We start from the raw sequence: 24,143 nt of genomic DNA, 5'->3' as shown, positions 1-24,143 counted from the left end.
CCCCCTCAAGGAGTCCGTGCCATTCATGGTGCTGTTCAATCGATTGAGCGCGTTTTCGACCCAGGCGCGCAGGGCACTGGGACTGGTGTGGGAAACCTCGCGGCCACTGTTCACGGGGCTGTTGCTGGCGACGATTGTCGCCGGACTGCTGCCTGCACTGGCCGCCTGGATTGGACAGCGCATCGTTGATGGCGTGGTCCACGCCATGCAGGTTCATGCGGCCGGCAGCCAGGCCCCCGTGTGGCCGGTGATGCGCTACGTGCTGGCCGAGGCCGGGGTGCTGGCTTTGTTGGCGGCGGCGCAACGGGCGCTGTCGATGCAGCAGTCGCTGTTGCGGGTGAAACTGGGCGTGAAGGTCAACCTGATGGTCCTGGAGAAAGCCCAGACCCTTTCGCTGCTGCAATTTGAAGACGCCGAGTTCTACGACAAGCTGGTGCGCGTGCGCCAGGGGGCTTCGACGCGCCCGCTGAGCCTGGTGACCAAAGGACTGGGGTTGGTGCAGAACCTCATTTCGCTGGTCAGCTTTGCAGTCCTGCTGGTGCACTTTTCGCCGTGGGCCCTGTTGATTCTGGTGGTCGGTGCGTTGCCGGTGTTCTTCGCCGAGACGCATTTCTCCGGCAATGCGTTCCGCCTGTTCCACCGGCGTGCACCGGAGACGCGCCGGCAGAACTACCTGGAATCGTTGCTCTCCCACGAGTCCCATGCCAAGGAGGTCAAGCTGTTTGGCCTGGCACCGCTGTTCCTCCAGCGCTATCGCGACAACGCCCTGCGTTTGTATACCGAGGACCGCCAATTGACGCTGCGCCGCGATGCCTGGGGCTTCGCATTGGGCCTGCTGGGCACCGCAGCGTTTTACCTGGCCTACGCCTGGGTGGTACTCGACACCGTGCGTGGCCAGACGAGCCTGGGCCAGATGACCATGTACATCGTGCTGTTCAAGCAGGGGCAGGCCGCAATCACCGCCAGCCTCAGCGCCATTGCCGGGCTGTACGACGACAGCCTGTTCCTCTCGGACCTGTATGAATACCTTGAAACCCCCGTGATCACGCCACATGGCCGGCTCACCCAGGGTGCGCGCCCTGGCGATGGCCTGCGCTGCGAGCAGGTGGGGTTCACCTACCCAGGCGCCGGATCCGCCGCGCTGCGCAATATCAGCCTGCACCTGGCACCGGGGAAAAGCCTGGCCCTGGTGGGTGAAAATGGTTCCGGCAAGACCAGCCTGATCAAACTGCTGACCCGTCTGTATACCCCGGATGAAGGCCGCATCCTGCTGGATGGCAGCGACCTGCAGGAGTGGGACGAACACACCCTGCGCCAGCGCATCGGCGTTATTTTCCAGGACTACATCCGCTACCAGATGAGTGTCGGCGAAAACCTCGGCGTGGGGGACGTCGAGGCCCTGGACGACCAGGCACGCTGGCGCAGCGCTGCCACTCAAGGCGTGGCGGCGGAATTTATCGAGCGCTTGAGCCATACCTATTCAACCCAGCTGGGACGCTGGTTTGGAGGCCAGGAACTGTCCGGGGGGCAGTGGCAGAAAGTGGCCTTGTCGCGGGCGTACATGCGTCAGGATGCCGATCTGCTGATCCTCGATGAACCCACTGCCGCGCTGGATGCCGGGGCTGAAGCGGCGGTGTTCGAGCACTTCCGTGAGCATGCCAGGGGCCGCATGACCCTGCTGATTTCCCACCGTTTTTCCAGTGTGCGCAGTGCGGATCACATTATTGTGTTGGAACGCGGGCAGATTCTGGAGGAGGGCAGCCATAACCAGCTGATGGCTGCGGGTGGACGTTATGCCGAGCTGTTCGACGTTCAGGCGCGGGGCTATCGCTAGAAGACCCACCGCCGCGTATCTGCCGATCCCTCCAAATGACCTGTACAGATCGCTATTTGGCAGGGCTGGATTTGAATACGCCGCTGAGGACAAACGCATAGCGTTCCGGACGGATAAAGAAGGTGGTGCGGTCACAGCAACGGCCGTCGGCAAAGTAAGAGCTGCGTTCCATCACCAGCAATGCGGCACCGCGTTTGACGTGCAGGGCACTGGCCAGGCTTGCATCGGCTGCTTGCGCACGGATGGCCAGGTCGGCACGGGTGACGGCCTGGCCGGTGATCGACTCCAGGATCGAGTAGATCGGTTGATGCTCGACGTCCGTCCAGACCACGCCGGCCAACTCGGCCGGTAGATGGCTGCGGCCCAGGGCGATAGGTTCGTCATCCACGAAATGCAGGCGCTCCAGCAGCAGGCAATCGTGGGCGCCTTCAAACAACTCCTTCAAGGCTTCCGGAACGGGCTGCAGCGTGTGGCTGATCACCTGCATGCTCGGTTTGAGCCCTTGCAATAACAAGGCTTCATGGAAACTGCGCAACGCATCCAGGCCATGCCGAACCTGCTTCGCGGCGACGAACGTGCCCTTGCCTTGCTTGCGCTCCACCACGCCGTCGTCGCTGAGCTTGCCCACTGCCAGGCGCACCGTGACGCGACTCACGCCAAAGCGTTCGCCCAGTTCGGCTTCTGACGGCAGTTTGCCGGTGGGTTCGAAATCGCCGCGCTGAATCTCTTCCAGCAAACGATGGGCGATCTGTTCGTAGAGCGAGGTGGTGCTGTCGCGCAGAATGGACGTGGACACGGTCGGCTTCCAGGGGCCTCGGAGTGGGGCGGTGCGCCTTCACTTCTAAGGTTATAAAAATAGGTTATTGGGACAACTTGTATTAATACGTATTATGTCAGGCATTCCCATTGTAAACGACCTGACGATACTTGCCATGCCCGACTCCTTGCCTTACGCACCAACGCAAGCCGACGCCCTGACGGTCGATCACATCAGTTTCAGCTACCCCAACGGCCATCGGGTGTTCAACGCGTTCAGCCTGAACGCCAAGCCGGGCGAATTCGTCGCGATCCTCGGGCCGTCCGGCTGCGGGAAAACCACGCTGCTGAATCTGTTGTCGGGCTTTCAGCAACCCCAGAGCGGCCGGATCAGCATCAACCAGACCGCCGTGCGCCCTGAGCGCTCGGAGTTGGGGTATGTGTTTCAGGCGCCGCAGCTGTTTCCCTGGTTGAGCGCGCTGGAAAACGTGCGTTTCGGCCTGCGGATGACGGCGCAGCTCAGCGAGGCGCAACAGCGTGCCCAGGCGTTGCAGTATTTGCGCCTGGTCGGCCTGGAGAACGCGGCACAGCGCTTGCCCCATCAGTTGTCGGGCGGCATGCAGCAGCGCGTCTCCCTGGCCAGGACCTTGGCATTGGAGCCCAGCGTATTGCTGATGGACGAACCCTTCGCCGCGCTGGACGCCATCAGCCGCAACAGCATGAATGAAGAGACGCTGCGGATCTGGGCCGAGCTGGGTCAGACGGTGCTGTTCATTACCCACGACATCGACGAAGCGGTGTTCCTGGCCGACCGGGTCATCGTGCTCAACATCGCCCCCGGCGGTATCCATAGCGAACTGGATATTCATTTGCCGCGCCCGCGTTCCAACCTGAAAACCCGTCGCCTGCCGGCCTTTCTCGATTACCGCAATGAGCTGATGGAGCGCATTTCCCAGGTCATGGGCGCGGCCGAAGCCATCGCTAACCCCACCCGCCAACCCGAGTTAACCCCATGATAAAACGTTCGCTGCTTGCTCTTTCCTTGTCTGTTGCCGCCTTGGCAAGCAGCACAGGTGCCGTGGCCGCTGAAGAGAAACCCCTGCGTGTGGGGTATGTGTTCGCCATGGCCAACGCCCCGGCGCTGATCGCCGACAAGCAGGGTTACTACCGCGAGGAAGGCTTGAATGTTGACCTCAAGGCCTTGGGCGATGGCCCGGTGATCCAGCAGGCGCTGGCCGCCAATGAGCTGGACGTGGCCTATGTGGGCACGCCGCCGGTGTACCAATGGTTTTCCCGAGGTTTGCAAAGCCGGATTCTGGCCAAGGTCAATTACGGCCAGGCGGCGGTGATTGTCGATGCAAAAAGCCCGATCAACAGCCTGGAGCAGCTCAAGGGCAAAAAGCTCGCCGGGGTCAAGAAGGGCAGTGGCATGGACGTGCTGTTGCGCGGCTATGTGCTGAAAGAAAAAGCCGGGCTCAACCCGGACAAGGACCTGGACATCATCGACATGCCACCCGGCAACATGAACGCGGCGCTGGAGCGCGGCATCGTCGACGCGGCGTTTTCCTGGGAACCCTTTGTCAGCCAATCGTTGCTGCGCGGGTCGAGCCGGATTCTGCTCGACGTCAACCAGGCACTGCCGAACTACCCGTGGTACGTGGTGATCGCGCTGCCCAAAACCTTGCAGGAACGACCGGACGACGTGGTCAAGCTGCTGCGTGCGCACCGCAAGGCCATCGCGTTCCTCAACGAGCATCCCGACGAGTCGAATCGCATCATCGCCGAGGCGTTCAAGCTTGAAGCGGTCCAGGGTCCTGACGGCAAGACCATTGCCCCGGAGGCCATCGTCGCCCAGGCGCGCACGCGATTGGGCTGGTCGGCGGACTTGCAGCCTGCGGATATCCAATTCATCCAGCGCCTGATGAATTACTCCCACGACCTGGGCTTTATCGACACCACGCTCAAGACCGAGCAGATCGTGGATACCGCCTACCTGGAAAAAGCCTCGCGCTGAGTCTGAGCCTGTCATGTCCTTGCCAAAACCGAATTGGGGATGGGCTTCGCTGCCATTCCTGCTGTTGATCTGGATGGCCCTGGCCAGCCGCTTTCCCACCTACATCCTGCCGCAGCCCTGGGATGTGGCGCGCGAAGCGCTGCGTTGGCTCAGCGACAGTTCGCTGTGGCAGCACCTCAGGGCGAGCGTCCTGGAGGAAGTCGGCGGCTTCTGTGCGGCGGTGCTTGTCGCGATCGTGCTGGGCACGGCCGGCGGCTTGTCTTCGCGCTTTCGCGATTTCATCTCGCCGCTCAACAGCCTGTTCATGGCGATCCCGCCGATAGCCTGGGCGCCGCTGATCATGATCATTTTCGGCCTGGGTTATGTCTCCATTGTGCTGGTGATTTTCATTGCCGCGATGTTCCCCATGGCGGTGACCATCCAGGAAGGCGTACAGAGCATTCGCGGTGGCGAAGTCCGCGCGGCGCGCACCTTGGGCGCCAACCCCTGGCAATTGCTGGCCCACGTTTACCTGCCGGCCTCATTGCCCTTCGTGACGGCGGCCTTGCGCATCGGTTTCAGCCAGGGCTGGCGGGCACTGGTCGCCGCAGAAATGATCGGCGCCTCCCAGGGCATCGGCTGGATGGTCTCCACCGGCGGGCAGATCGGCAACAGCAGCCAGGTGCTGCTGGGCATCGTGCTGATCGGCCTGATTGCCTGGCTGATGGAGAGTTTTGTGTTCCGGCGCATCGAGCGCCACTACCAGAAATGGCGCGTGCAGTAAGCATCGTCCTTTGCTTTCGAACCCTTTCAAACCTTCAGTGGACCACTGCACGAGGTGTCATGTGAGTAACGTATTCGATCCCCGCGAAGCCGGGCATTACATCGCCCCCCAAGGCCTCTACGAGCGCAACAAGAAACGCCCGTTCCTCGGTAGCATCGACTGTGACCGAGACACGCTGATTGCCGGGCAATGGGATGAAATCACCCTGGTCTACGAGGTCGGCGGCAGCGGCCTGGCGGATGGCGCCTGGTTGAAACTGGCGTTCAAGTTCTACTCCGATTGGGCGCTGTTCCAGACCTCGAACCCGGCCGGTCCCAACTACGTCAGCGCCGAGTACCAGGCGGGCGAGTTGGTCCCCGGGCAGAGCCAGGCCACCGTGCAGCACCTGAAAGTGCGCTTCGACCAGAAGGGCCACGAACGGCCGTTCCAGAAAGCGATCATCATCGACATCATCGACGGCTACCTGAATCCCGGCGACAAGATCACTATTCGCCTGGGCGACCGTCGCCAGGGCGGGGCGGGCACGCGGGTGCAGAGTTTCGTCGAGAAAGACTTCCGTTTCCGGCTGTTTATCGACCCCTTGGGCAGCTCGAAATTTGCCGAGGTGCCAGGCGATCCGTTGCTGAACATCGTGCCGGGACCGGCGCAGCGTGTGCAGCTGATTGTGCCGCGCCTGATCAGCGCCGGTGAGGCGTTCAATGTGCTGCTGCGGGTCGACGATGCCTGGGGCAACACGTGCCGCAACCTGCCGCTCAACGGGGTGCTGACCCTGGTTGATCCGGAAGGCGGCGAGCGCCAGCAAGCGTTTACCCTGGCCAATGAAGGGTGGTCGACGGTGCGGCTCGAGGGGTTTGACCTCGGGGCGGTGGGCGAGTGGCGTTTGTCCGCCGAGGTGCAGGCGCCCGGCGTGCGTGGCGCCCAGGCGTTTGTCACGGTTGACCCGGCCGGCAGCGCATTGCGCCCGCTGTACGCCGACCTGCATGTGCACTCCGATGACACCGTGGGCACCAACGACACGCTCTACAACCTCAGCTATGGCCGCGATGTCGCCGGCCTCGATGTGCTCGGCTACACCGCCAACGACTTCAATATCACCGAGCAACGCTGGGATCAGGCGGTGAAGCTGATTCACGAACTCAACGAGCCCGGCCGCTTCGTCTGCTACCCCGGCACCGAGTGGTGCGGCAACTCCTGCGCGGGCGGCGACCGCAACGTGGTGTTCCTGCATGATCGCAAGCCCGAGTTTCCGTTCGATAACCAAGGGCGCCTGGTGCGCTCGTTCGAGTGGAACGAGTTCACTGCGGGCACCATCAAACCGGGGGCCTGGCCGGTGGACGAATTGTACGCGGCCTATGCAAAAGACCCGGAAGGTCACCTGATGATGCCCCATGTCGGCGGGCGCCGTTGCAACCTCGACTGGCACCATCCGGAGCTGGAACGCTTGATCGAAGTCGGCTCTGCCTGGGGCCAGTTCCATTGGGTCTACGCCGAAGCCCTTCAGCGTGGCTATCGGGTCGGCGCCGCGGCGAACAGTGATGAGCATCAAGGCCGTTGCGGCGGCGGGGTTCCGGCCACGGCGGTGTTTGGCTCTCGCGGCGGGCTGACCGGTGTGATTGCCGAGTCTTTCGATCGTTCGAGTGTCGGCAAGGCCCTTCGCGCCCGTCGCACCTTTGCCACGACGGGCGAGCGTGCGTTTGCCAGCCTGCGCCAGGGCCAGCATTTCATGGGCGAGGTCTTCACGGCCGATTCGAATGCCACCCTGGACTATCGATTGCTGGGTGAGGCGGGCTGGGAGCAGGTGGACCTGTTCGACGGCGATAAACTGATCTGGTCGCGCAACCTGCATCAGGAGCTGGGGTTTTCCGCCCAACGCATCCGGCTGCGCCTGGGCGGCGCACGCATCAAGGACCGTTATCGCGGCGCGTACTGGACCGGCGAAATCCGGGTGACGGGCGCGGTCATCAATGGTTTTCGCGCCCTGGGCCTCGATCATCCGGAGCAAACCGTATGGCGCAAGGACGCCACGACCCTGGCCTTTCGCACCGACACCAACGGCGACACCGACAGCATCGAAATCGACCTGTCGCAATTGGCCGGCGCGAGGTTGCAGGTCCGCAGCCGCATCGACAACTACATCAAGGTCGGCGATCCATCCGAACCGCAGCCCTACGTGCATGCACCGACGGTGCTGATCGAACTGTCCGGCGAAGAACTGCTGGCGCAATCCCAGGTGATCGAAGAGCTGCCCGGGGCTGAACTGAAAGTCTCCCTGGAAAGGACCACCGCCGAAGCGCTGCCCCGTGAACTGCAGGGGCAGATCGAGCTGGCACCACTCAATCTGCAAGCGGGTCGCGAGCATCCGTTGTTCATCTGCGCGCGTCAACGCGACCAGTCCCGGGTCTGGACCTCGGCGCTGTTCCTCACGCTTGCTTAAGGCCGCCGTGTTCGAACCCGTTCGAGAGCGCGCAAAGAACCCTGTGGCGAGCGGGCTTGTTGTGGCGAGCGGGCTTGCCCCGCGTTGGGCTGCGCAGCAGCCCCAAAACCAGGCGCAGAGGCGTGCCTGATACACCGCATTCGTCTTCATCAGGGGCTGCTTCGCATCCCAACGCGGGGCAAGCCCGCTCGCCACAGGAGGCCGATTCAATCCAGGCATTGCGCCCCGGCTAGATTGCTGTGGGCTTCGGTGCGTGCAGCCGCAAGGATTCTGCAGTACCTGGTGAGGGCAACGCGGCCTCGACCAGTTCGATCCAGTGCCTGACCGGGGTGCGTCCTGCGCCGTCGAGGTGGGACTGGCAGCCAATATTGGCGGTGACGATGACGTCGGGGTGGCCGCTTTCCAACGCATTCAGCTTGTTATCGCGCAGTTGCCGCGACAATTCGGGCTGGGTCAGCGAATAGGTGCCCGCCGAGCCGCAGCACAGGTGGCCGTCGGGAACCGCGGTCAGGTTGAAGCCCAGGCTTGTCAGCAGGGTTTCAACGGCGCCGCCGAGTTTTTGCGCGTGCTGCAAGGTGCAGGGGCAGTGGAACGCCAGGCGCTGGTCGCTGTGTACGCCGAGCTTATCCAGCGGCTCGCCACGCAGCACTTCAACCAGGTCCCTGGCCAGGGCACTGACCCTTTGCGCCTTGTCGGCATACGCCAGGTCGGTGCTGAGCAGGTGGCCGTAATCCTTGATAAAGGCACCGCAGCCGCTGGCGGTTTGCACAATCGCCTCGACCCCGTTTTCAATGCTCGGCCACCATGCATCGATGTTGCGCCGGGCGCGCTCAAGGCCCATCGCCTGAGCGTCAAGGTGATAGTCCACGGCACCGCAGCAGCCTGCCTCGGGGGTGGATATGACGCTGATCCCCAGGCGATCCAGCACCCGCGCCGTGGCGGCGTTGGTATTGGGTGACAGGTGCGGTTGCACGCAGCCCTCAAGCATCAATACCTGGCGGGCGTGGCGCGTGGTCGGGCGCGGTTTGGGCGGGTAGACGCGGCGAGGCAACTTGGCCTGCAAGGTGTTGGGCAATAAAGCTCGAAATAGCTGGCCACTGCCGATCAGCAGGTTGAACAGCGCGGGATTCGGAACGACGCTGCGCAACCCTTCGCGCAGCAAACGCTGACTGAGCGGGCGTTGCACTGCCGCGTCGACCACCGCCCGGCCGATGTCGAGCAAGTTGTGATAGTCGACGCCGGAGGGGCAGGTGGTTTCGCAGTTACGGCAAGACAGGCAACGGTCCAGATGCTCCTGGGTCTTGCGCGTGACTTCATTGCCTTCGAGCACCTGCTTGATCAGGTAGATACGCCCCCTCGGGCCATCCAGTTCATCGCCCAGCAGTTGATAGGTCGGGCAGGTGGCATTGCAAAAACCGCAGTGCACGCAACTACGCAGGATGCTTTCGGCTTCTTCGGCGCGAGGCAGTCGGCGGGCGTCTTCGCTCAAGGTGGTCTGCATGGTTCAAAGCTCCGCGTACAGGCGACCGGGATTGAAGATGCCCCGGGGATCGAGTTGCTGCTTCAGGTTCCGGTGGTAGCGCATCAACGTGTCGGGCAGCGGTTGGAAGGGACTGTCGATCAGGCCCGGGTGGTAGCAGGTCCCATGCCCGCCGGCTTTTTCGACCACCGCGCGAATGACGCTCGCGTCGGCGTCGGATTTGAGCCAGCGCTGGGCGCCACCCCAGTCGATCAATTGGGTACCTGGCAGCGACAATCGGGGTGTGTTGTGCGGCAAGGACAGGCGCCAAAGGGGCTGATCCTCATCGAAAAAAACCAACCGGTGTTCGTTCAGGTCTTGCCAGTAGGTCGCGTCCAGCAACTCGCCGCCCAAGCGCTCATGGGCCGCCGCCACCGAGCCTTCACCCCCTTCGAGCCGTAGGTGCAGGCGCTGGCCATCGTGACACGCGGCGCTGATCGGCAGCGGTTGCTGCCCCCATTCCGCCAGGCGCAGCAAGGCACGGTCGGTGTCCATTTCCAGGCTGATACTCAAGGTTTGCCGTGGTTTGGGCAGGACCTTGAGGGACACTTCGGTCACCACCCCAAGCGCGCCGTAACTGCCGGCCATCAAGCGCGACAGATCGTAGCCGGCGACGTTCTTCATCACCTCGCCGCCGAAGCGCAAATGCTTACCCTGTCCGGTGATGACCCGCGTCCCGAGGACAAAGTCGCGGACCGATCCTGACCAGGGACGCCGCGGCCCCGAGAGTCCGCAGGCAATCATGCCGCCGACGGTGGCGTGCTCACCGAAGGAGGGTGGTTCGCAAGGCAGCATCTGTTGCGCGGCGTCCAGCACTTCTGCCAACTCCGCCAATGGCGTGCCGCAACGGGCGGTGATCACCAGTTCCGTCGGGTCGTAGCTGACGATGCCCCGGTGGGCGCGGGTGTCGAGGACTTCCCCGGTGACTGCGCGGCCGAGGAACGCCTTGCTGTTGGAGCCCTGGATACGCAGCGGCGTGGCGTCGTTCAGCGCCTGGTTGACCTGCTCCAGCAGCGCTGCGCTGGCGTCGATAGGGTGTTCGCTGCGCATCAGAAACGCTCCAGGTCGGGGAAGGGCATCTGACCCAGATGAACGTGCATGGCGCCAAACTCGGCGCATCGATGCAACGTCGGGATGTTCTTGCCGGGGTTGAGCAATCCGCCCGGGTCGAAGGCGGCTTTGACGGCGTGGAACACGGTCAGCTCATCGCTATTGAACTGGGCACACATCTGATTGATCTTCTCGCGGCCCACACCGTGTTCACCGGTAATGCTGCCGCCGACCTTCACACACAATTCGAGGATCTTGCCGCCCAGGGCTTCGGCGCGGTCGAGTTCGCCCGGTTGATTGGCATCGAACAGGATCAGCGGGTGCATGTTGCCGTCGCCGGCGTGGAAAACATTCGCCACCCGCAGGCCGTACTCGCTGGATAACGCCGCGATAGCGTGCAGCACCCCAGGCAGTTCGCGACGCGGGATCGTCCCGTCCATGCAGTAATAATCCGGTGAGAGGCGGCCCACCGCCGGAAACGCATTCTTGCGCCCGGCCCAGAAACCCACGCGTTCGGCCTCATCCCGAGCCTGGCGCACTTCGGTGGCGCCGGCCTGTTCCAGCACCTGGCGCACGCGGTGGCAGTCGTCGTGGACGTCGGCTTCCACGCCATCGAGTTCACACAACAGAATCGCTTCGGCGTCCACCGGGTAGCCGGCGTGAATGAAGTCTTCGGCGGCGCGAATGGCCAGGTTGTCCATCATCTCCAGGCCGCCCGGGATGATGCCGGCGGCAATGATGTCGCCCACCGCACGGCCAGCCTTTTCGACGCAATCGAAGGCGGCCAGCAGCACTTTGGCGGTTTGTGGTTTGGGCAGCAGCTTGACCGTGACCTCGGTGATCACCCCGAGCATGCCTTCGGAGCCGGTGAACAATGCCAGCAGATCGAAACCCGGAGAGTCGAGAGCCTGGGAACCCAGGCTCACGTGTTCGCCGTCGACGGTCAGGATGTCGACCTTGAGCAAGGTTGTGCACGGTCAGCCCGTACTTCAGGCAATGCACGCCACCGGCGTTTTCCGCCACGTTACCGCCGATGGAACAGGCGATCTGCGAGGAAGGGTCCGGCGCGTAATACAAGCCAAACGGCGCAGCCGCCTGGGAAATCGCCAGGTTGCGTACCCCCGGCTGAACCCGGGCGGTGCGGGCGGCGGGGTCGATGTGCAGAATGTTGTTGAAGCGCGCCATCACCAGCAGCACGCCTTTTTCCAGCGGCAGCGCACCGCCGGACAACCCGGTGCCCGCGCCGCGAGCCACCACCGGTACACGCCGCTCATGGCAGACTCGAAGCACGCCCTGGACCTGATCGATGTGGCGCGGCAGCACTACCAGCATGGGCGTGGTGCGATAAGCCGAGAGTCCGTCGCATTCGTACGGCTTGAGCGCTTCGCGCTGGTGCAGGATTTCCAGGTCAGGCAAGCGAGTCTGCAGGGCGTGCAGGAGTGCCTGTTTGTCGACGTCAGGCAGGACGCCGTCGACGCGTTCATCGTAGAGAATGTTCATAGTCGGTAGGCAACCCTCCGTTGTTTTTATTCGAGGTCTGTTCCGATGCAGCTGGCTAGCATCATTTGCCTGGATCATTTATTCATTTTAGGAATAAGCATAATAAAATATAGTCCTTGATCGTATTAGTCATCATGCTACCTTGCTGTCACCGGACCGCCGGATATGTTCAATCCTATTGTTATGGTACGACTATGTCCGGCGCCCGAATCTTCCAAATCAGCCTTGAGGCTCTGTCACATGACGGCGCCCATGTCGCGATTTCTCACGCCGACAATATCAGCACCCGTCCTTTTTCCTCCATTGCCGTTCCATCCGTTACCGGCAAACCTCTCCCTTGTCAGGCCAACAGCGAAGCCTGCAGTGCAATCAGCGAAGGCTTGGCGTTTCTTCTCTACGCCATGTGAATCGTTGTTGTTGGGCACTTCCATACCGTTAGTCCAGCCAATCATCTTCAGGTAATCCCGGTTTATGGGTTGCAGCTTGAAGTGTGAGTGATTGGGCGCCCGTTCCGAGCACGTTCTATCGCGACTGACAACAATGCCAAACTATTTGGATGACGCTCATCGAGCGGAAATCGTCAAGCTGAGCACTACCCTGACCAGTAAAACCGAATGGCCCACCTGGCTTTTGTTAGTCGGGTTTTATCTGGCCTGGGCGTTTATTGTTTTTTATGGGCAAGTACTTGGCGAAGTATTCAGTCTTGTCCTGTTGGTGCCACTGGTTGTGCTGTGGATGTCGATTCAGCATGAGCTTATCCATGGTCATCCAACCCGTTGGCCCGCCATAAACAAGGCCTTGGGATTTCTGCCGTTTGCCGTTTGGTACCCCTATGACATTTACAGGGACACCCATTTGGCACATCACAACGACGAAGTGCTGACGGTACCCGGACAAGATCCGGAAAGTCGTTATGTAAACGGTGCTTTTTGGTTGCGCTCGCCTCGGTATATCAGAACGTTGTTGTGGGTAAACAAGACCTTGGGCGGTCGTTTGCTTATGGGCGCGCCATTGGCGGTGATAGCCCTTGCGGGTAGCGAAATCAGAGGGCTGTTTCATACCGGCCGAATCGCTTGGCGGATGTGGGCCGCGCATCTACTCAGTGTTGGCGTAGTGCTGGCTTTGGTTGAGGAATACAGCGCCATCAGTGCCATACAGTACTTATTCCTGGTTTCGTTGCCGGCTTTGTCGATTGCCATGATCAGGTCGTTTTACGAACATCGTCCGTCAACGTATCCGGAACACCGCACGGTTATCAATGAATCGTCGGGGCTGTTGAGTTGGCTGTTTCTCAACCTCAATCTTCACCTGGTTCATCACGATCTTCCCGGTTTGCCCTGGTTTTACTTACCCAGGGTGTATAGAGCCAGGCGTGAACAATGGATCGCGCGAAACAATGGCTATGTCATTCATGGCTACTTCCAGTTATTGCAGAAACATCTGGTCAGTCCCGTGGATTGTCCTCGCCATCCTGCTGAGCACTAACACTAGGCAAGCTAATATGGGCGTCGGAAAATGATACGTTTTGAAGCCATCAGGAAAACTCATAAAGGCAGCCCGCGAATGGCCGTGAGCGATTTAACGCTTCACGTCCGGGAGGGTGAGATCTGTGTATTTGTCGGGCCGAGTGGCTGCGGCAAAACCACCATTTTGCGCATGATCAACCGGCTGGATACCCAGGACAGTGGCCGCATCCGTGTCAACGGCGTGGCGACCGATGAACTTGACGTCGTTACGCTACGTCGCGGCATTGGTTTCATGATGCAGAGCGCCGCCTTATTTCCTCACCAGACGGTTGCCGAAAATATTGGCGCAGTCCCACGGCTGCTGGGCTGGAGCAAACATAAAATCCGCCAGCGCGTGAGCGAACTCATCTCCCTGGTTGGGCTTCAGCCGGAATTTCTGGACCGCTACCCTAATCAGCTCTCGGGCGGGCAGCAAAGTCGTGTCGCCCTGGCAAGGGCATTGGCCTCGGACCCACCGGTTGTATTGATGGACGAACCCTTTGCCGCGCTTGATCCGGTGATACGCGAGCGACTGCAGGATGAACTGGTTGCGCTTCAGAGACGTTTGCATAAAACCATTATCCTGGTGACCCATGATATGGAGGAGGCCATCAAGATTGGTGATCGGATTGCGATCTTCGAGGGCGAAGGGAAACTTGTTCAGTTCGATACCCCTCACAACATCCTTGCCCATCCTGCCAGCGAGTTTGTGAGGAACTTTATCGGCAAAGATCCGCTGTTAAAAAGACTTTCGCTGATGAAGGTTTCTGATCTTCCGGTGGATGAGGTCAGTTGTGAATTCAAACTTCTACTGGATGACAAGTCCAACCCGTTGAAGTGGGTCAGTGACTCGGACATGCCTGTTCCGGAGCTGACAACAGTGTCGAGTCACGACTCGTTGCATCACGCACTGGTTAAGATGCTAACGGCGCCTATGGGTGTGGTTGTTCGCGTGGACGAGGCCGGCGGTTACGAAGGTTGCCTGTCGATTGCCAGCCTTCACAGCGCACTTAATGAACGCCGCTTCGGAAGTGCGCAATGATTGACTGGTCCTGGATCGTTGAAAACTGGCAGCAGATCGGCCAGCTGTTAGTCGATCATATTCAACTGGTGACCCTGGGCCTGTGTATAGGGATGCTGTTAGCGGGTGCAATGGTGCTCTTGGCGTTATGGCAGCCAGGATTGGCGCGGCCGATGATTTATGTCTGCGGCCTACTTTTTACCATTCCGTCCCTGGCACTGTTTATTTTGATAATGCCTTTTACCGGGTTATCCAAAACCACGGCGGTCATTGGTTTGAGCCTGTATGCCTTGCTTATTGTGTTGCAGAACACCTTGGCGGGACTTGCGAGTAACCCTGCGGACGTATTGGAGGAAGCCCGTGCGCTCGGGTATACGCGCATGCAGAGATTCCTCGGGGTTGAACTTCCACTGGCGCTGCCTGCGTTATTGGCGGGCTTACGAACAACCTCGGTTACTTTGGTGGGACTGGTGACTGTTACTGCCTTGATTGGTCAAGGTGGACTGGGCCAGCTGTTCATTACCGGGCTGGCTCAAAGTTTCACCACACCTGTGGCGGTCAGCCTGGTCCTGACCGTGATGTTGGCGTTATGTTTTGATTTTCTGTTTTATTCAATCAATAAATGGCTGGTACCTTGGGTGCGCTGATGAACATGATCGCAAGTGTCTACCTTTGGTTTTCTCTACCTGATAATTGGTTGGGTGAAAACGGCATACTGACTCGGCTGGCAGAGCATATTTATTATGTGTCCTTGAGCCTGGTTATCGCTTGTGCAATAGCGTTGCCGCTCGGCGTACTGTTGGCTAACTACCGAAAAGGCGCGCAGGTGGCGATAGGGCTGTTCAATATTGGGCGAGCATTACCGTCCCTGGGTATTGTGATACTTGCAATCATGCTTATTGGCTATGAAACCAGCACGGTGATTATCGCGTTGGTGACCATGAGTATCCCGCCGATATTAACCAATACCTATGTTGGCATCGATCAGGTGGATACATCCCTGAAGCAGGCTGCCAGATCGATGGGCATGCGCAGAGGGCAGATGTTTTTTCAGCTCGAGTTGCCGCTGGCTTTTCCGTTGATCTTTGCAGGGTTCCGATCAGCCCTGGTGCAACTTATCGCCACGGCCACCATCGCCGCGTATGCAGGCTTCGGCGGGCTGGGCAGGTTTCTGATTGATGGGCTGGGCCGAAATGATACGCCGCAAATCATTGGCGGCGCACTGATGGTGTCGGCACTGGCGATTGTCAGTGAGTGGGTTTGTTCAATGATAGAAACATTCATGGTTAGAAAATGGCGCGCGGGGAAAATCGAACTAAGCGCTACATGACCTGAGGCATTTGAAAGTGTGTATTAACTCTGCAGAGGTGCAAACCCACATGAAAAACAAACAACGTTCGAAGGCTCGCTCAGCGCACGCGGTTTCATTGTTGCTGGGGTTAGGCTTGCTGGTGGGCAGCGCGTTTGCCAGCGCTCAGTCCATCACCATTGGAGGGGCCAATTTTTCCGAGCAGACGATTCTCGCCAACATCTATGCGTCAGCCTTGAAAAATCAAGGGATAGACGTCAAGACCCGACTCAATCTGGGCAACCGCCAGATCATCGCCCAGGCCCTGGAAAACGGCGATATAGACGTCGTCCCCGAATACCTGGGGTCACTGTTGAGTTTCTATGACGACAAGACCGCCCTGACCACCCAAAAGGAGATCCTCAGCGCTTTGCAACAGAAGTTGCCGGCGGACCTCCAGTTGCTTGAACCTTCGTCCGCGGGCTCCATTACCGCTTGGGCCGTCACCCAAAAGACCGCAGAAAAGTACAACCTGCGTACCTTGTCCGACCTGGCGCCCGTCTCGCGAGATTTCACCCTGGGCGGGCCTCCCGAAGTCGCCACGGCTGCGTTAGGCCTGCCCGGGTTGAAGGCGGTCTACGGCATCAACTTCAAGAGCATCAAGTCGCTGGACATGGGCGGGCCGTTGTCGCGGCTGGCGTTGAACTCCGGCGCTATCGACGTGGCCACGGTGGTCTCCACGCAAGGCATCCTGGCGAAAGAGCCTTGGGTTGTCCTCGAGGACGACAAGCACCAACAGCCCCTGCAAAACATCACGCCACTGGGTCGCAAGGCGTTGCTGACCCCGGAAGTCACCCAGGTGCTCAACGAGGTCTCTGCAAAACTGACCGATGACGACCTCAAGCAACTCAATCGCCTGGTTGATATCGATCACAAGGACCCCGCGAAAGTCGCGGCGCAGTGGGTTGCCGAACATACCGTCAAGACGGCCCAGTGAAAATCAATGCGACGTGGGTAAGGTCGCGGAGGCGTTATGTCGAATAAAAGTATGATTTTGAATTTGTTCTTTTTTAACCCCCAGGGCGATCATCGTTTTTCCTGGCGCCACCCGCTGGCACCGACCCAAGAGATATTGACCCTGGGTTACTACGTAAAACTGGTGCAGGCGGCGGAGGCGGCGAAGTTTGATGCGGTTTTTGTTGCGGATCACGTTGCGGTCTGGGATTCCGTGGCCAGCGGGCTGAGGCACTATGCCAACGCCCGCCTGGAACCGATTACGCTGTTGTCCGCACTGGCTGCGGTTACCGAGCACATCGGGCTGATGGGCACGGCTTCGACTTCCTATAACGAGCCCTTCAACCTCGCGCGCTATTTTGCTTCGCTGGACTACCTCAGCGCAGGGCGAGCCAGTTGGAATATCGTGACGTCCTGGCTGGAAGAAGAGGCTTCGAATTTCGGATTGTCAGGCGTGACGAAACACGGTGATCGTTATCAGCGGGCCGAGGAATTCATCCAGGTCGTCAAGCAGCTTTGGGACTCCTGGGAGGAGGGGGCGCTTGAATTTGACAAGGGCACCGGCGCCTTTGCCGACCCCTCGAAAATTCACCCGATCAATCACAAAGGCGCGCATTTCAGCGTACGTGGGCCGCTTAACGTGCCGCGTCCACCCCAGGGCCACCCGGTCCTTGCCCAGGCGGGGTCTTCAGAAGCCGGCAAGAACCTGGCCGCCGCCCATGGGGACGTGCACTTCTGCTTTATCAATTCGGTCGAAGAGGGGTTGGCCTACAGGGCCGATTTGAATCGCCGACTCGAGTTGAAGGGCAGGCACGCCAGTGATCTGAAAATCATCACCGGCGTGCTGCCGGTGGTGCTCGGGGATGAGACTGAGGAGGAACGACGTCGGCACCTGGAGGACAGCCTGATTATCGATGCGGTGGCGATTGACCTGGTCTCCAGCTACACCCGCCTGGACCTGACAGGACTATCGCCGGACGGTCCGTTGCCAGCGTTGCCGGATGAGTCCGAGTTTGATGGCATTCGAACCGAGCTGGCCCTGCTCAAGCAGTACGACACTTCCCTGTCCATCCGCGAGATAGGGCGCCGGTTGGTCAAGAGCTCCAGCACCTGGCTGTTGATCGGAACGGCGGAGCATATTGCCGACAAGCTTTCAGCGTTATACGAGTCGAATGCCGTCGATGGCTACAACCTCATGTTTCCGTTTTTGCCCACTGACTTCGAAACCTTCACCCGTGGCGTGGTGCCTCTGCTCCAAGCCCGAGGGGTGTTCCGCCAGGAATATGAGCCCGGGACACTGAGGGATCGCTTGGGCTTGAAGACGCCTGCCAACCGTTTCCTGCTGTGATCAGCGGCAATCGCACCCTCTGAATGGATGTCATATGACCAGCGATCTATCCATGTACCTCGCTCCCGCCAGGGTTCTACACGCACAGGATGCCTGGCTTGAGCGCATCCTGGCGATTCTCGGCGAGCGCCGTGGGCATAAACAGATCGTTGATCTCGCGGCGCACTGGCTTTCCCCGGATCTGTTGTTATCCCAGACCTGCGGCTATCCATTCGTTACGTCGCTGCGGGGAAAGGTAAAGCTGGTAGGGCGCCCGAGCTATGAGCTTACCCATGGCTCTGGAGGGGACCATTGCAGTGTGCTGCTCTGCAGAGCTGATTCGGCCGTGACTGACCTGGCGGGTTTCCAGGGCCGCCATGGCCTGATCAACGCCCCGGATTCCAACTCTGGAATGAATTTATTTCGCCACACGCTGGCCGGGATCAGCGACCGAGGTTTCTTCTCGAAACTCACCTTCACCGGATCCCACAGGGAGAGCCTGCGAAGGCTTAGAGAAGGCGAGGGTGATTTGGCTTCCATCGATAGCATCACCTACGACTATCTTGCGAGAGATCACAGTGCCGAGATCGAAGGCCTCAGGATCTTGACACGAAGTGTGCGCAGTCCCTGCCTGCCTTACATCACCTCGATTGGTCAGGACGCCGTTTCAATCAGGAACGCAATGAACGAAGCCTTGGAGCAGCTTCCTGAGGTGTCCCGTGACCTGGCGATCAAGGAAGTCCTGTCCGCCAGTGAGGCTGACTATGAGTGTCTCCTGGAATATGAGCGCAGTGCGGCCAGTCGCGGCTTTTCGTTTGTAGCGTCCTGAGCGGCCCCATCTCAAACACCTGCTATGCAAAGGCCAACCCTTGATCTGCGTGCACACAGCCTGGGTGGAAATACCGTAGCGATCGTGCAACGACGGAAGCGCACCCGCATCGAAAAACGCGTCCGGCAACAGCTGACAGGGATTGACAGGGGAGACGCCCACGCTCGGTGGCGCGGGGTGTTTTTGGCCGGTCAGATTGAAGCCCCTTGGCTTGGAGGCCGCCGTTAGTGAGCTAGAGAGTTCGATGGCGGGGTACGGCGTTTGCACAACACGTCGAAAAAACTGATTGGGGGAGGTGTTTGACCTTCCGCGCAGAGACAATTGACCTGAAACCAACCCTGATCATTGCGAGCTTGTGACAAAAGTATAATTTGGTCACTCGTTGTCAAGCGCTTTTCGGATGCGTAAGCTAGCTCGTATGAACAAGACATCCATAGCTTCCCCCAGCATCCGTGGCCCTGCCGATCATGATATCCGGAATCAGATCGTCGCGGCGGCCAATCAGCACTTCAGTCAATACGGCTATAGCAAAACTACGGTTTCCGACCTGGCGAAAGCGATCGGGTTTTCCAAGGCGTACATCTACAAGTTTTTTGATTCCAAGCAGGCGATTGGTGAGGCTATCTGTGGCAATTGCCTGGCGGAAATCATCGCGGCCGTAGAACAGGCCATTAATGCAGAGGACATCTCGCCGACCGAACGTTTTCGACGTTTGGTGAAAACGCTGATCGCTACCGGGGTGAATTTGTTCTTCAGTGATCGAAAGCTCTATGACATCGCCGCATTTGCAGCGTCTGAGAACTGGCCCTGCACTCAGCAATATGATGCCTTGGTCAGGGGCTTCGTGGTGCAGATTGTGCGTGAAGGCCGAGAGATCGGCGAATTTGAACGCAAAACACCCTTGGACGAAACAGTCGATTCGATCCACCTTGCGCTGCGCCCTTTCGTCAATCCGTTGCTTTTGCAATACAACCTTGACTTCGTCGAGCTGGCTCCGGTCCTCACCTCCAATCTCATTCTGCGTAGCTTGATGCCGTGAGCCTGCGTTAATCATCTCTATCACTTTGCTCTGATATCAACGCTTGGATGATGGTGAACACCGATCCAGGTGGACACCATTTTCCGGGGCGCGGTATTAATTCCAATCCGGGGCCTGATCCCCACATTCACAGCCATGTATCAACCCTCACTACGTAACTGAGTGGATTATCCGCGCAGCATTTGCCGCGTAGCCATGCATGTTCATTTGCTGAATTTGTGACGATTGACATAAATGGTCACATGAATAAATATGCTGTACCTATCCTGGAGGAATCGCCGTGGCGCGCACGATCTTCGTAAATCTGCGCTGCGGCCCCTCCCGGTAGCCCGCGCTCAGCGTGACGCTCTCTACCGCTTTATCCCGATGATCTATCGAGTCCTAATAATGAAAAAAATACTGCGCAGGACCCCGCTTGGCCTTGCTGTTGCCCTCTCGTCGACTCAATTGTTCGCGAGCGGTTTCGCTCTCAATGAACAAAGCATCAGTGGGATGGGCTCCGGATTTGCCGGCCGTTCTTCATCTGCAGAAGACGCGAGTACCGTCTTCGGTAATCCGGCCGGTATGTCTCGCTTGAAAAAAGAGCAGGCCAGCGTCGGGGCGGCAACGCTTTTCGCAAAGGCCCATATAAGCCAGACGCGCAGCACATTCGGGGGGCAGGAGGACGGTGACATGGTGCCGACCACCACAGTGCCCATGGGTTACTACGTCAAACCCATCGATGAGCACTGGGCGTTCGGTGTGGGTTTCTATGTGCCGTTTGGGCTAATGACCGATTATGGCAGTGGGTTCGCCGGCCGCTACTACGCCAACAAAAGTGAGGTCACGACCCTTACGTTTCAGCCCACCATCAGCTATGCGTTCAACGACAAGGTCTCGATCGGTTTCGGACCGACCATCAACCGTATCAGTGGTGAGCTTTCCGGGATGGTGCTCAATCCACTCAGCCCGGGCCGCAATGACGGAAAACTCAAAAGCACCGGCGATGACACGGCGCTTGGGTTTAACGCGGGTATTCTAGTGCAAGCGACAGATCGAACTCGGTTGGGTCTGACCTATCACTCCAAGGTCAGCTACCAGTTGGATGCCAAGACCAAGCTCACCGACGGCATCTTCAGTGTGCTGGGTGTAAGCGGTACGAGCTATGACGCTTCCTTGGATGTGGACACCCCGGAATCAGTCGATTTTTCCGTGACTCATCAACTCAACAGTGACTGGACGCTCTACCTGGGCAGTACGTGGACGCGCTGGAGTCGCTTCAAGGAGTTGGTGTTCGAAAACAGTGGTTTGCCTGCGGCGTTGAGCGGAACACTGAGTCGCATCACCGAGGAGCAGAACTGGCACGACACGTGGGCGCACGCTATCGGCACGGCGTATAAGCTGAACAATCAGTGGGTTCTTCGCGCCGGCTTATCGGTTGACCAGTCCCCCGCCAACAACGTCAACCGTGGGCCGCGAATCCCTACCGGTGACCGGAAAGTCATCAGTGTCGGGGCAGGGTGGACGCCGGCAGAGAATGTCACGATCGATGTGGCGTATTCCTACCTATGGGAGGAAAGCGTACAGGTCAATGACGTATCCGCCTCAAGAGGCGCCTATAGCTCGAAGTATAAAAATAGCGCGAGCGGTTTGGGGACTTCTGTCAGCTATCGATTCTGACTCACTGCGGGGCTTGAGAGCGGATACCTATTGGCTCAGGTGTCCGTCGTCGGGGGTATTGCCTGGCCCGCTCAAACACCCATTACGCGTGACATCAGGCCCTGATGAAGTCGACGGGGTGTGGCCCAGGTCAAGACCGCAATAGCCTTGTTGCCAAAGCCCGGCACGACGCTCATGCGGCCTGCGTGCAACGCTTGTATCCCCGCTCGCACTACAGGCTCGGGTTGCATCATGACCCTCTTCAAGACCGGTGTTATCTTTTGTTTGGCACTTGCTGCAAACCCGGTATCCGACATGCCTGGACAAAGCGCTGTGACCACCACACCGTCTTGTTTGAGTTCACGATGCAGGGCGTCGGAGAATCTGAGTACGTAAGCCTTGGCGGCAGAGTAAACCGCAAAATTCTTCACGCCCTGGTAGGACAGCAGGCTGGCCGTCATCAAGATATGCCCCCTGCGCCTGGCCCGCATATCCTCTGCAAACAGACGAGTGATGGCGGTCAGGCTGGCGACGTCCAGGTCGATCATCGCCAGGGAGCTTTCCAGGGGCTCATCCAGGAATGCTCCCTGCAAGCCGTAACCCGCATTGTTGATCAGGACATCGACCACCGTATTGCTGTCACGCAGGCGCCGATGCAGATCGATAATCACATTTATCGATGAAAGATCTGCTTGCTGCACCATCACGTCGACGTCGAAACGACTACGCAATTCGTCCGCGAGTGCTTCAAGCTCGTTCAGCCTGCGGGCTACCAGAATCAGCGATTTCCCTTTTGCGGCGTACTGTCGGGCAAATTCCTTGCCGAATCCGCTGGAGGCTCCAGTAATGAGCACCCATGAATTTTCTCTCACTGTCATCTTGCATACCCCTTGTTTGAATCTCGAAAACCACCCGTGTCATCGGCTCGTCAGTCGGCCATCCGAGGGCTGCCAGCCGCCGCCCAGCGCCTTGAACGCGGCGACTGCCGCGCGTGCCGATTCGGTTTGTGCCTGCGCCCGAGCGTCGGAAGCCTGAAGCAGGGTCTCGTCAGCGTGCAGAACGTCAATCAAGCTGGCCGTGCCTTTCTCATAAGCAGTGAACGACGATTGGCGCGCTTGCGTCAGAGACGTCTCGCCTCCAACGAGGGTGGTCGCTTGGGCGTCCCGATTCACCAGTGAGGAGAGCGCGTTCTCGACATCCTCGGTGGCGCGCAGCACAGACTGACGGTAAGCGGCCAGGGATTCGGCTTCCTGTCCCTTGGCTTGGTCGATTTGGGCGTTGATGCGGCCAAAGTCGAAGAGTCGCCAGCGCAGTCCGAGTACGCCCGACGATTGACTGGCGCCGCCGGAAAAAAGATTGCCTGCCGATACAGCCGTTGCACTCCCCAGTAATGCGCTCAGAGAGAACTTCGGGTAGTACTCGGCAATCGCCTCCCCGATGCGTGCGTTTGAGGCGGCAAGGCGGCGCTCGGCCACTATGAGGTCAGGCCTGCGGCGCAGTAAGTCGGCTGGCGTTCCCATGGCCTTTAACTGCGGTGCTGCCGGAATGCTTGCGACCATGGCAAGTTGCGTGCGATGAGTACCGGGTGGCGTGCCGAGCATGACATCGAGTGAATTCATGGCCGCATCCAGACCGGTCTGCAGGGCCGGCACGGTGGCTTGGACCTGTGCTAAAGCCCCCTCGGTCTGACGAACCTCATGGCTGGCGGCAAGTCCCTTGCTGTAGAGCAATTGGACTTTCTCCAGCAGCCCCTGCTGGGTTTTGACTTGTCGATTCGCGATGTCCAGCCGAGCCTGCAGTCCGCGGACAGTGATGTAGATATCCGCAGTCTGTGCAGCGATGGCCAATCGCGTGGCTGCGGCGCCAGCCTCGGACGCTTGGTACTCGGCCAGTGCCGCCTCGCGTCCGCGTCGCAGGCCGCCAAAGACATCCACTTCCCAGCTGGCATTGAGGTCGGCCTCGTAGGAACTGCCATAGCGATCATAGCCAGGGGTTGAGTTCAGCACCTGGCCGAGTGGCGTCTCGACTGATTGGTAGGCGCGGGCGGCCTGGCCGCTGATGTTTCCCGAGGGCCATAAAGCGGCATTGGCGGCGCCTAGTCCTGCCCGCGCCTGCGCGACTCGTGCCTGGGCCTGGGCCAGATCAAGGTTCTGTTCAAGCGCCTTGGCGACGAAGTCGGCGAGCAGTGGATCACCGAAGCCCTCCCACCAGATGACGAGGCTGGCAGGCGTCGCCCCTGGTCTCTGCTCGACAGAAGGCTGGCCCAGGTAACGGTCCGGGAGCGGGGTGTCCGGACGGCGATAGTCCGGACCGACCGCACAACCTGTCATCAAGCTGGCGCTGATCAAAAAAGCAGCGGGGCGGAGGGCGTGCATTGAGATTCCTTGAATCGAACATTGTTGGTGACCATAGTACTGTATGGTCACTCTCTGTCAATTGAGGCCTCTGGGCTAAATTCAGGCATGACTGAAAAATATCGTTCATCTCCGTCATGTGCTCCTTTGGAATATGCAGTCCTGCATTCGTCGGGTCTTGTTTCAAGGGGGGTATGAGCGATTGCGTTGCGGGGGAGCGCATCCCTCTGCGTTATTTGAGATCTCGATTGTGACCAT

The 24,143-nt window shown here is 59.5% G+C and carries 20 protein-coding genes and 1 pseudogene; 14 read left to right on the top strand and 7 right to left on the bottom strand.

Going from position 1 to position 24,143, the window contains the following annotated elements; all coding sequences use genetic code 11:
• Positions 1-25: 25 nt before the first annotated feature.
• Complete coding sequence (locus BFQ01_RS27225) at positions 26-1,834, top strand: ABC transporter ATP-binding protein (RefSeq protein WP_065927696.1); 1,809 nt, start codon at positions 26-28, stop codon at positions 1,832-1,834.
• A 52-nt stretch (positions 1,835-1,886) separates the two neighbouring features.
• Here the strand turns inward: BFQ01_RS27225 and BFQ01_RS27220 are convergent, their stop codons facing one another.
• Positions 1,887-2,630, bottom strand: a complete 744-nt coding sequence (locus BFQ01_RS27220; RefSeq protein WP_065927695.1) for a GntR family transcriptional regulator — start codon at positions 2,628-2,630, stop codon at positions 1,887-1,889.
• A 136-nt stretch (positions 2,631-2,766) separates the two neighbouring features.
• On the opposite strand from BFQ01_RS27220, the gene BFQ01_RS27215 reads away from it, so the two are divergent.
• From BFQ01_RS27215 to BFQ01_RS27200, 4 genes are all read left to right on the top strand, one after another.
• Positions 2,767-3,606: an ABC transporter ATP-binding protein gene (locus BFQ01_RS27215; protein WP_065927694.1), complete on the top strand. Its 840-nt coding sequence runs from the start codon at positions 2,767-2,769 to the stop codon at positions 3,604-3,606.
• Positions 3,603-4,604, top strand: coding sequence for an ABC transporter substrate-binding protein (locus tag BFQ01_RS27210; protein WP_065927693.1), 1,002 nt, complete (start codon positions 3,603-3,605; stop codon positions 4,602-4,604). The genes BFQ01_RS27215 and BFQ01_RS27210 overlap by 4 nt, the downstream gene beginning before the upstream one ends.
• Positions 4,605-4,617: 13 nt before the next feature.
• Positions 4,618-5,367: an ABC transporter permease gene (locus BFQ01_RS27205; RefSeq protein ID WP_065927692.1), complete on the top strand. Its 750-nt coding sequence runs from the start codon at positions 4,618-4,620 to the stop codon at positions 5,365-5,367.
• A gap of 61 nt (positions 5,368-5,428) precedes the next feature.
• Entirely contained in the window at positions 5,429-7,801 is a 2,373-nt protein-coding gene (locus BFQ01_RS27200) for a hypothetical protein (RefSeq protein ID WP_065927691.1), read from the top strand.
• 229 nt (positions 7,802-8,030) lie between these two features.
• On the opposite strand, the gene glcF is transcribed toward BFQ01_RS27200, so the two are convergent.
• The 4 genes and pseudogenes from glcF to BFQ01_RS27180 form a co-directional block, all read right to left on the bottom strand.
• Positions 8,031-9,302 carry a glycolate oxidase subunit GlcF gene (glcF, locus tag BFQ01_RS27195; RefSeq protein WP_065927690.1) on the bottom strand — a complete coding sequence of 424 codons (1,272 nt, stop codon included), beginning with the start codon at positions 9,300-9,302 and terminating at the stop codon, positions 8,031-8,033.
• 3 nt (positions 9,303-9,305) lie between these two features.
• Positions 9,306-10,370, bottom strand: coding sequence for a glycolate oxidase subunit GlcE (gene glcE, locus BFQ01_RS27190; protein ID WP_065927689.1), 1,065 nt, complete (start codon positions 10,368-10,370; stop codon positions 9,306-9,308).
• Positions 10,370-11,870, bottom strand: a pseudogene (gene glcD / locus BFQ01_RS27185) (glycolate oxidase subunit GlcD). Before glcD ends, glcE begins: the two are co-directional and overlap by 1 nt.
• Before the next feature lie 236 nt (positions 11,871-12,106).
• A complete protein-coding gene (locus BFQ01_RS27180; RefSeq protein WP_065927688.1) occupies positions 12,107-12,301 on the bottom strand; it encodes a hypothetical protein in 195 nt (64 codons plus the stop codon).
• A gap of 109 nt (positions 12,302-12,410) precedes the next feature.
• Between BFQ01_RS27180 and BFQ01_RS27175 the strand changes: the two genes are divergently transcribed.
• The 9 genes from BFQ01_RS27175 to BFQ01_RS27135 all read left to right on the top strand — a co-directional run bounded on the left by BFQ01_RS27175 (position 12,411) and on the right by BFQ01_RS27135 (position 21,552).
• Positions 12,411-13,355, top strand: coding sequence for a fatty acid desaturase (locus tag BFQ01_RS27175; protein ID WP_065927687.1), 945 nt, complete (start codon positions 12,411-12,413; stop codon positions 13,353-13,355).
• Between the two features lie 78 nt (positions 13,356-13,433).
• Complete coding sequence (locus BFQ01_RS27170) at positions 13,434-14,417, top strand: ABC transporter ATP-binding protein (protein ID WP_256097786.1); 984 nt, start codon at positions 13,434-13,436, stop codon at positions 14,415-14,417.
• Positions 14,414-15,043 (top strand): ABC transporter permease, encoded by a 630-nt coding sequence (locus BFQ01_RS27165; RefSeq protein WP_053187665.1) that lies wholly within the window; start codon positions 14,414-14,416, stop codon positions 15,041-15,043. The genes BFQ01_RS27170 and BFQ01_RS27165 overlap by 4 nt, the downstream gene beginning before the upstream one ends.
• Positions 15,043-15,726: an ABC transporter permease gene (locus BFQ01_RS27160; RefSeq protein ID WP_065927685.1), complete on the top strand. Its 684-nt coding sequence runs from the start codon at positions 15,043-15,045 to the stop codon at positions 15,724-15,726. Before BFQ01_RS27165 ends, BFQ01_RS27160 begins: the two co-directional genes overlap by 1 nt.
• Before the next feature lie 49 nt (positions 15,727-15,775).
• Positions 15,776-16,681: an ABC transporter substrate-binding protein gene (locus BFQ01_RS27155; RefSeq protein WP_065927684.1), complete on the top strand. Its 906-nt coding sequence runs from the start codon at positions 15,776-15,778 to the stop codon at positions 16,679-16,681.
• A gap of 36 nt (positions 16,682-16,717) precedes the next feature.
• Positions 16,718-18,046, top strand: a complete 1,329-nt coding sequence (locus tag BFQ01_RS27150; RefSeq protein ID WP_065927683.1) for an LLM class flavin-dependent oxidoreductase — start codon at positions 16,718-16,720, stop codon at positions 18,044-18,046.
• Positions 18,047-18,080: 34 nt separating this feature from the next.
• The gene (locus BFQ01_RS27145; RefSeq protein WP_065927682.1) at positions 18,081-18,854 is read left to right on the top strand and encodes a phosphate/phosphite/phosphonate ABC transporter substrate-binding protein; all 774 of its coding nucleotides are present in this window, start codon (positions 18,081-18,083) and stop codon (positions 18,852-18,854) included.
• Positions 18,855-19,272: 418 nt separating this feature from the next.
• On the top strand, positions 19,273-19,893 hold the full coding sequence (locus tag BFQ01_RS27140; RefSeq protein WP_065927681.1) for a TetR/AcrR family transcriptional regulator: 621 nt from the start codon (positions 19,273-19,275) through the stop codon (positions 19,891-19,893).
• Between the two features lie 387 nt (positions 19,894-20,280).
• Entirely contained in the window at positions 20,281-21,552 is a 1,272-nt protein-coding gene (locus BFQ01_RS27135) for an OmpP1/FadL family transporter (protein ID WP_065927796.1), read from the top strand.
• 71 nt (positions 21,553-21,623) lie between these two features.
• On the opposite strand, the gene BFQ01_RS27130 is transcribed toward BFQ01_RS27135, so the two are convergent.
• Together BFQ01_RS27130 and BFQ01_RS27125 are read right to left on the bottom strand one after the other, a co-directional pair.
• Positions 21,624-22,409 carry an SDR family NAD(P)-dependent oxidoreductase gene (locus BFQ01_RS27130; protein WP_065927680.1) on the bottom strand — a complete coding sequence of 262 codons (786 nt, stop codon included), beginning with the start codon at positions 22,407-22,409 and terminating at the stop codon, positions 21,624-21,626.
• A 39-nt stretch (positions 22,410-22,448) separates the two neighbouring features.
• Positions 22,449-23,906, bottom strand: coding sequence for an efflux transporter outer membrane subunit (locus BFQ01_RS27125; protein ID WP_065927679.1), 1,458 nt, complete (start codon positions 23,904-23,906; stop codon positions 22,449-22,451).
• Positions 23,907-24,143: the final 237 nt, after the last annotated feature.

The sequence above is a fragment of the Pseudomonas sp. 8 R 14 genome (assembly GCF_900005955.1).
In the GTDB taxonomy this organism is placed as follows: domain Bacteria; phylum Pseudomonadota; class Gammaproteobacteria; order Pseudomonadales; family Pseudomonadaceae; genus Aquipseudomonas; species Aquipseudomonas marginalis.
Note: the sequence above shows the minus strand (reverse complement) of the source record. Positions and strands in the feature narration are given on the sequence as shown.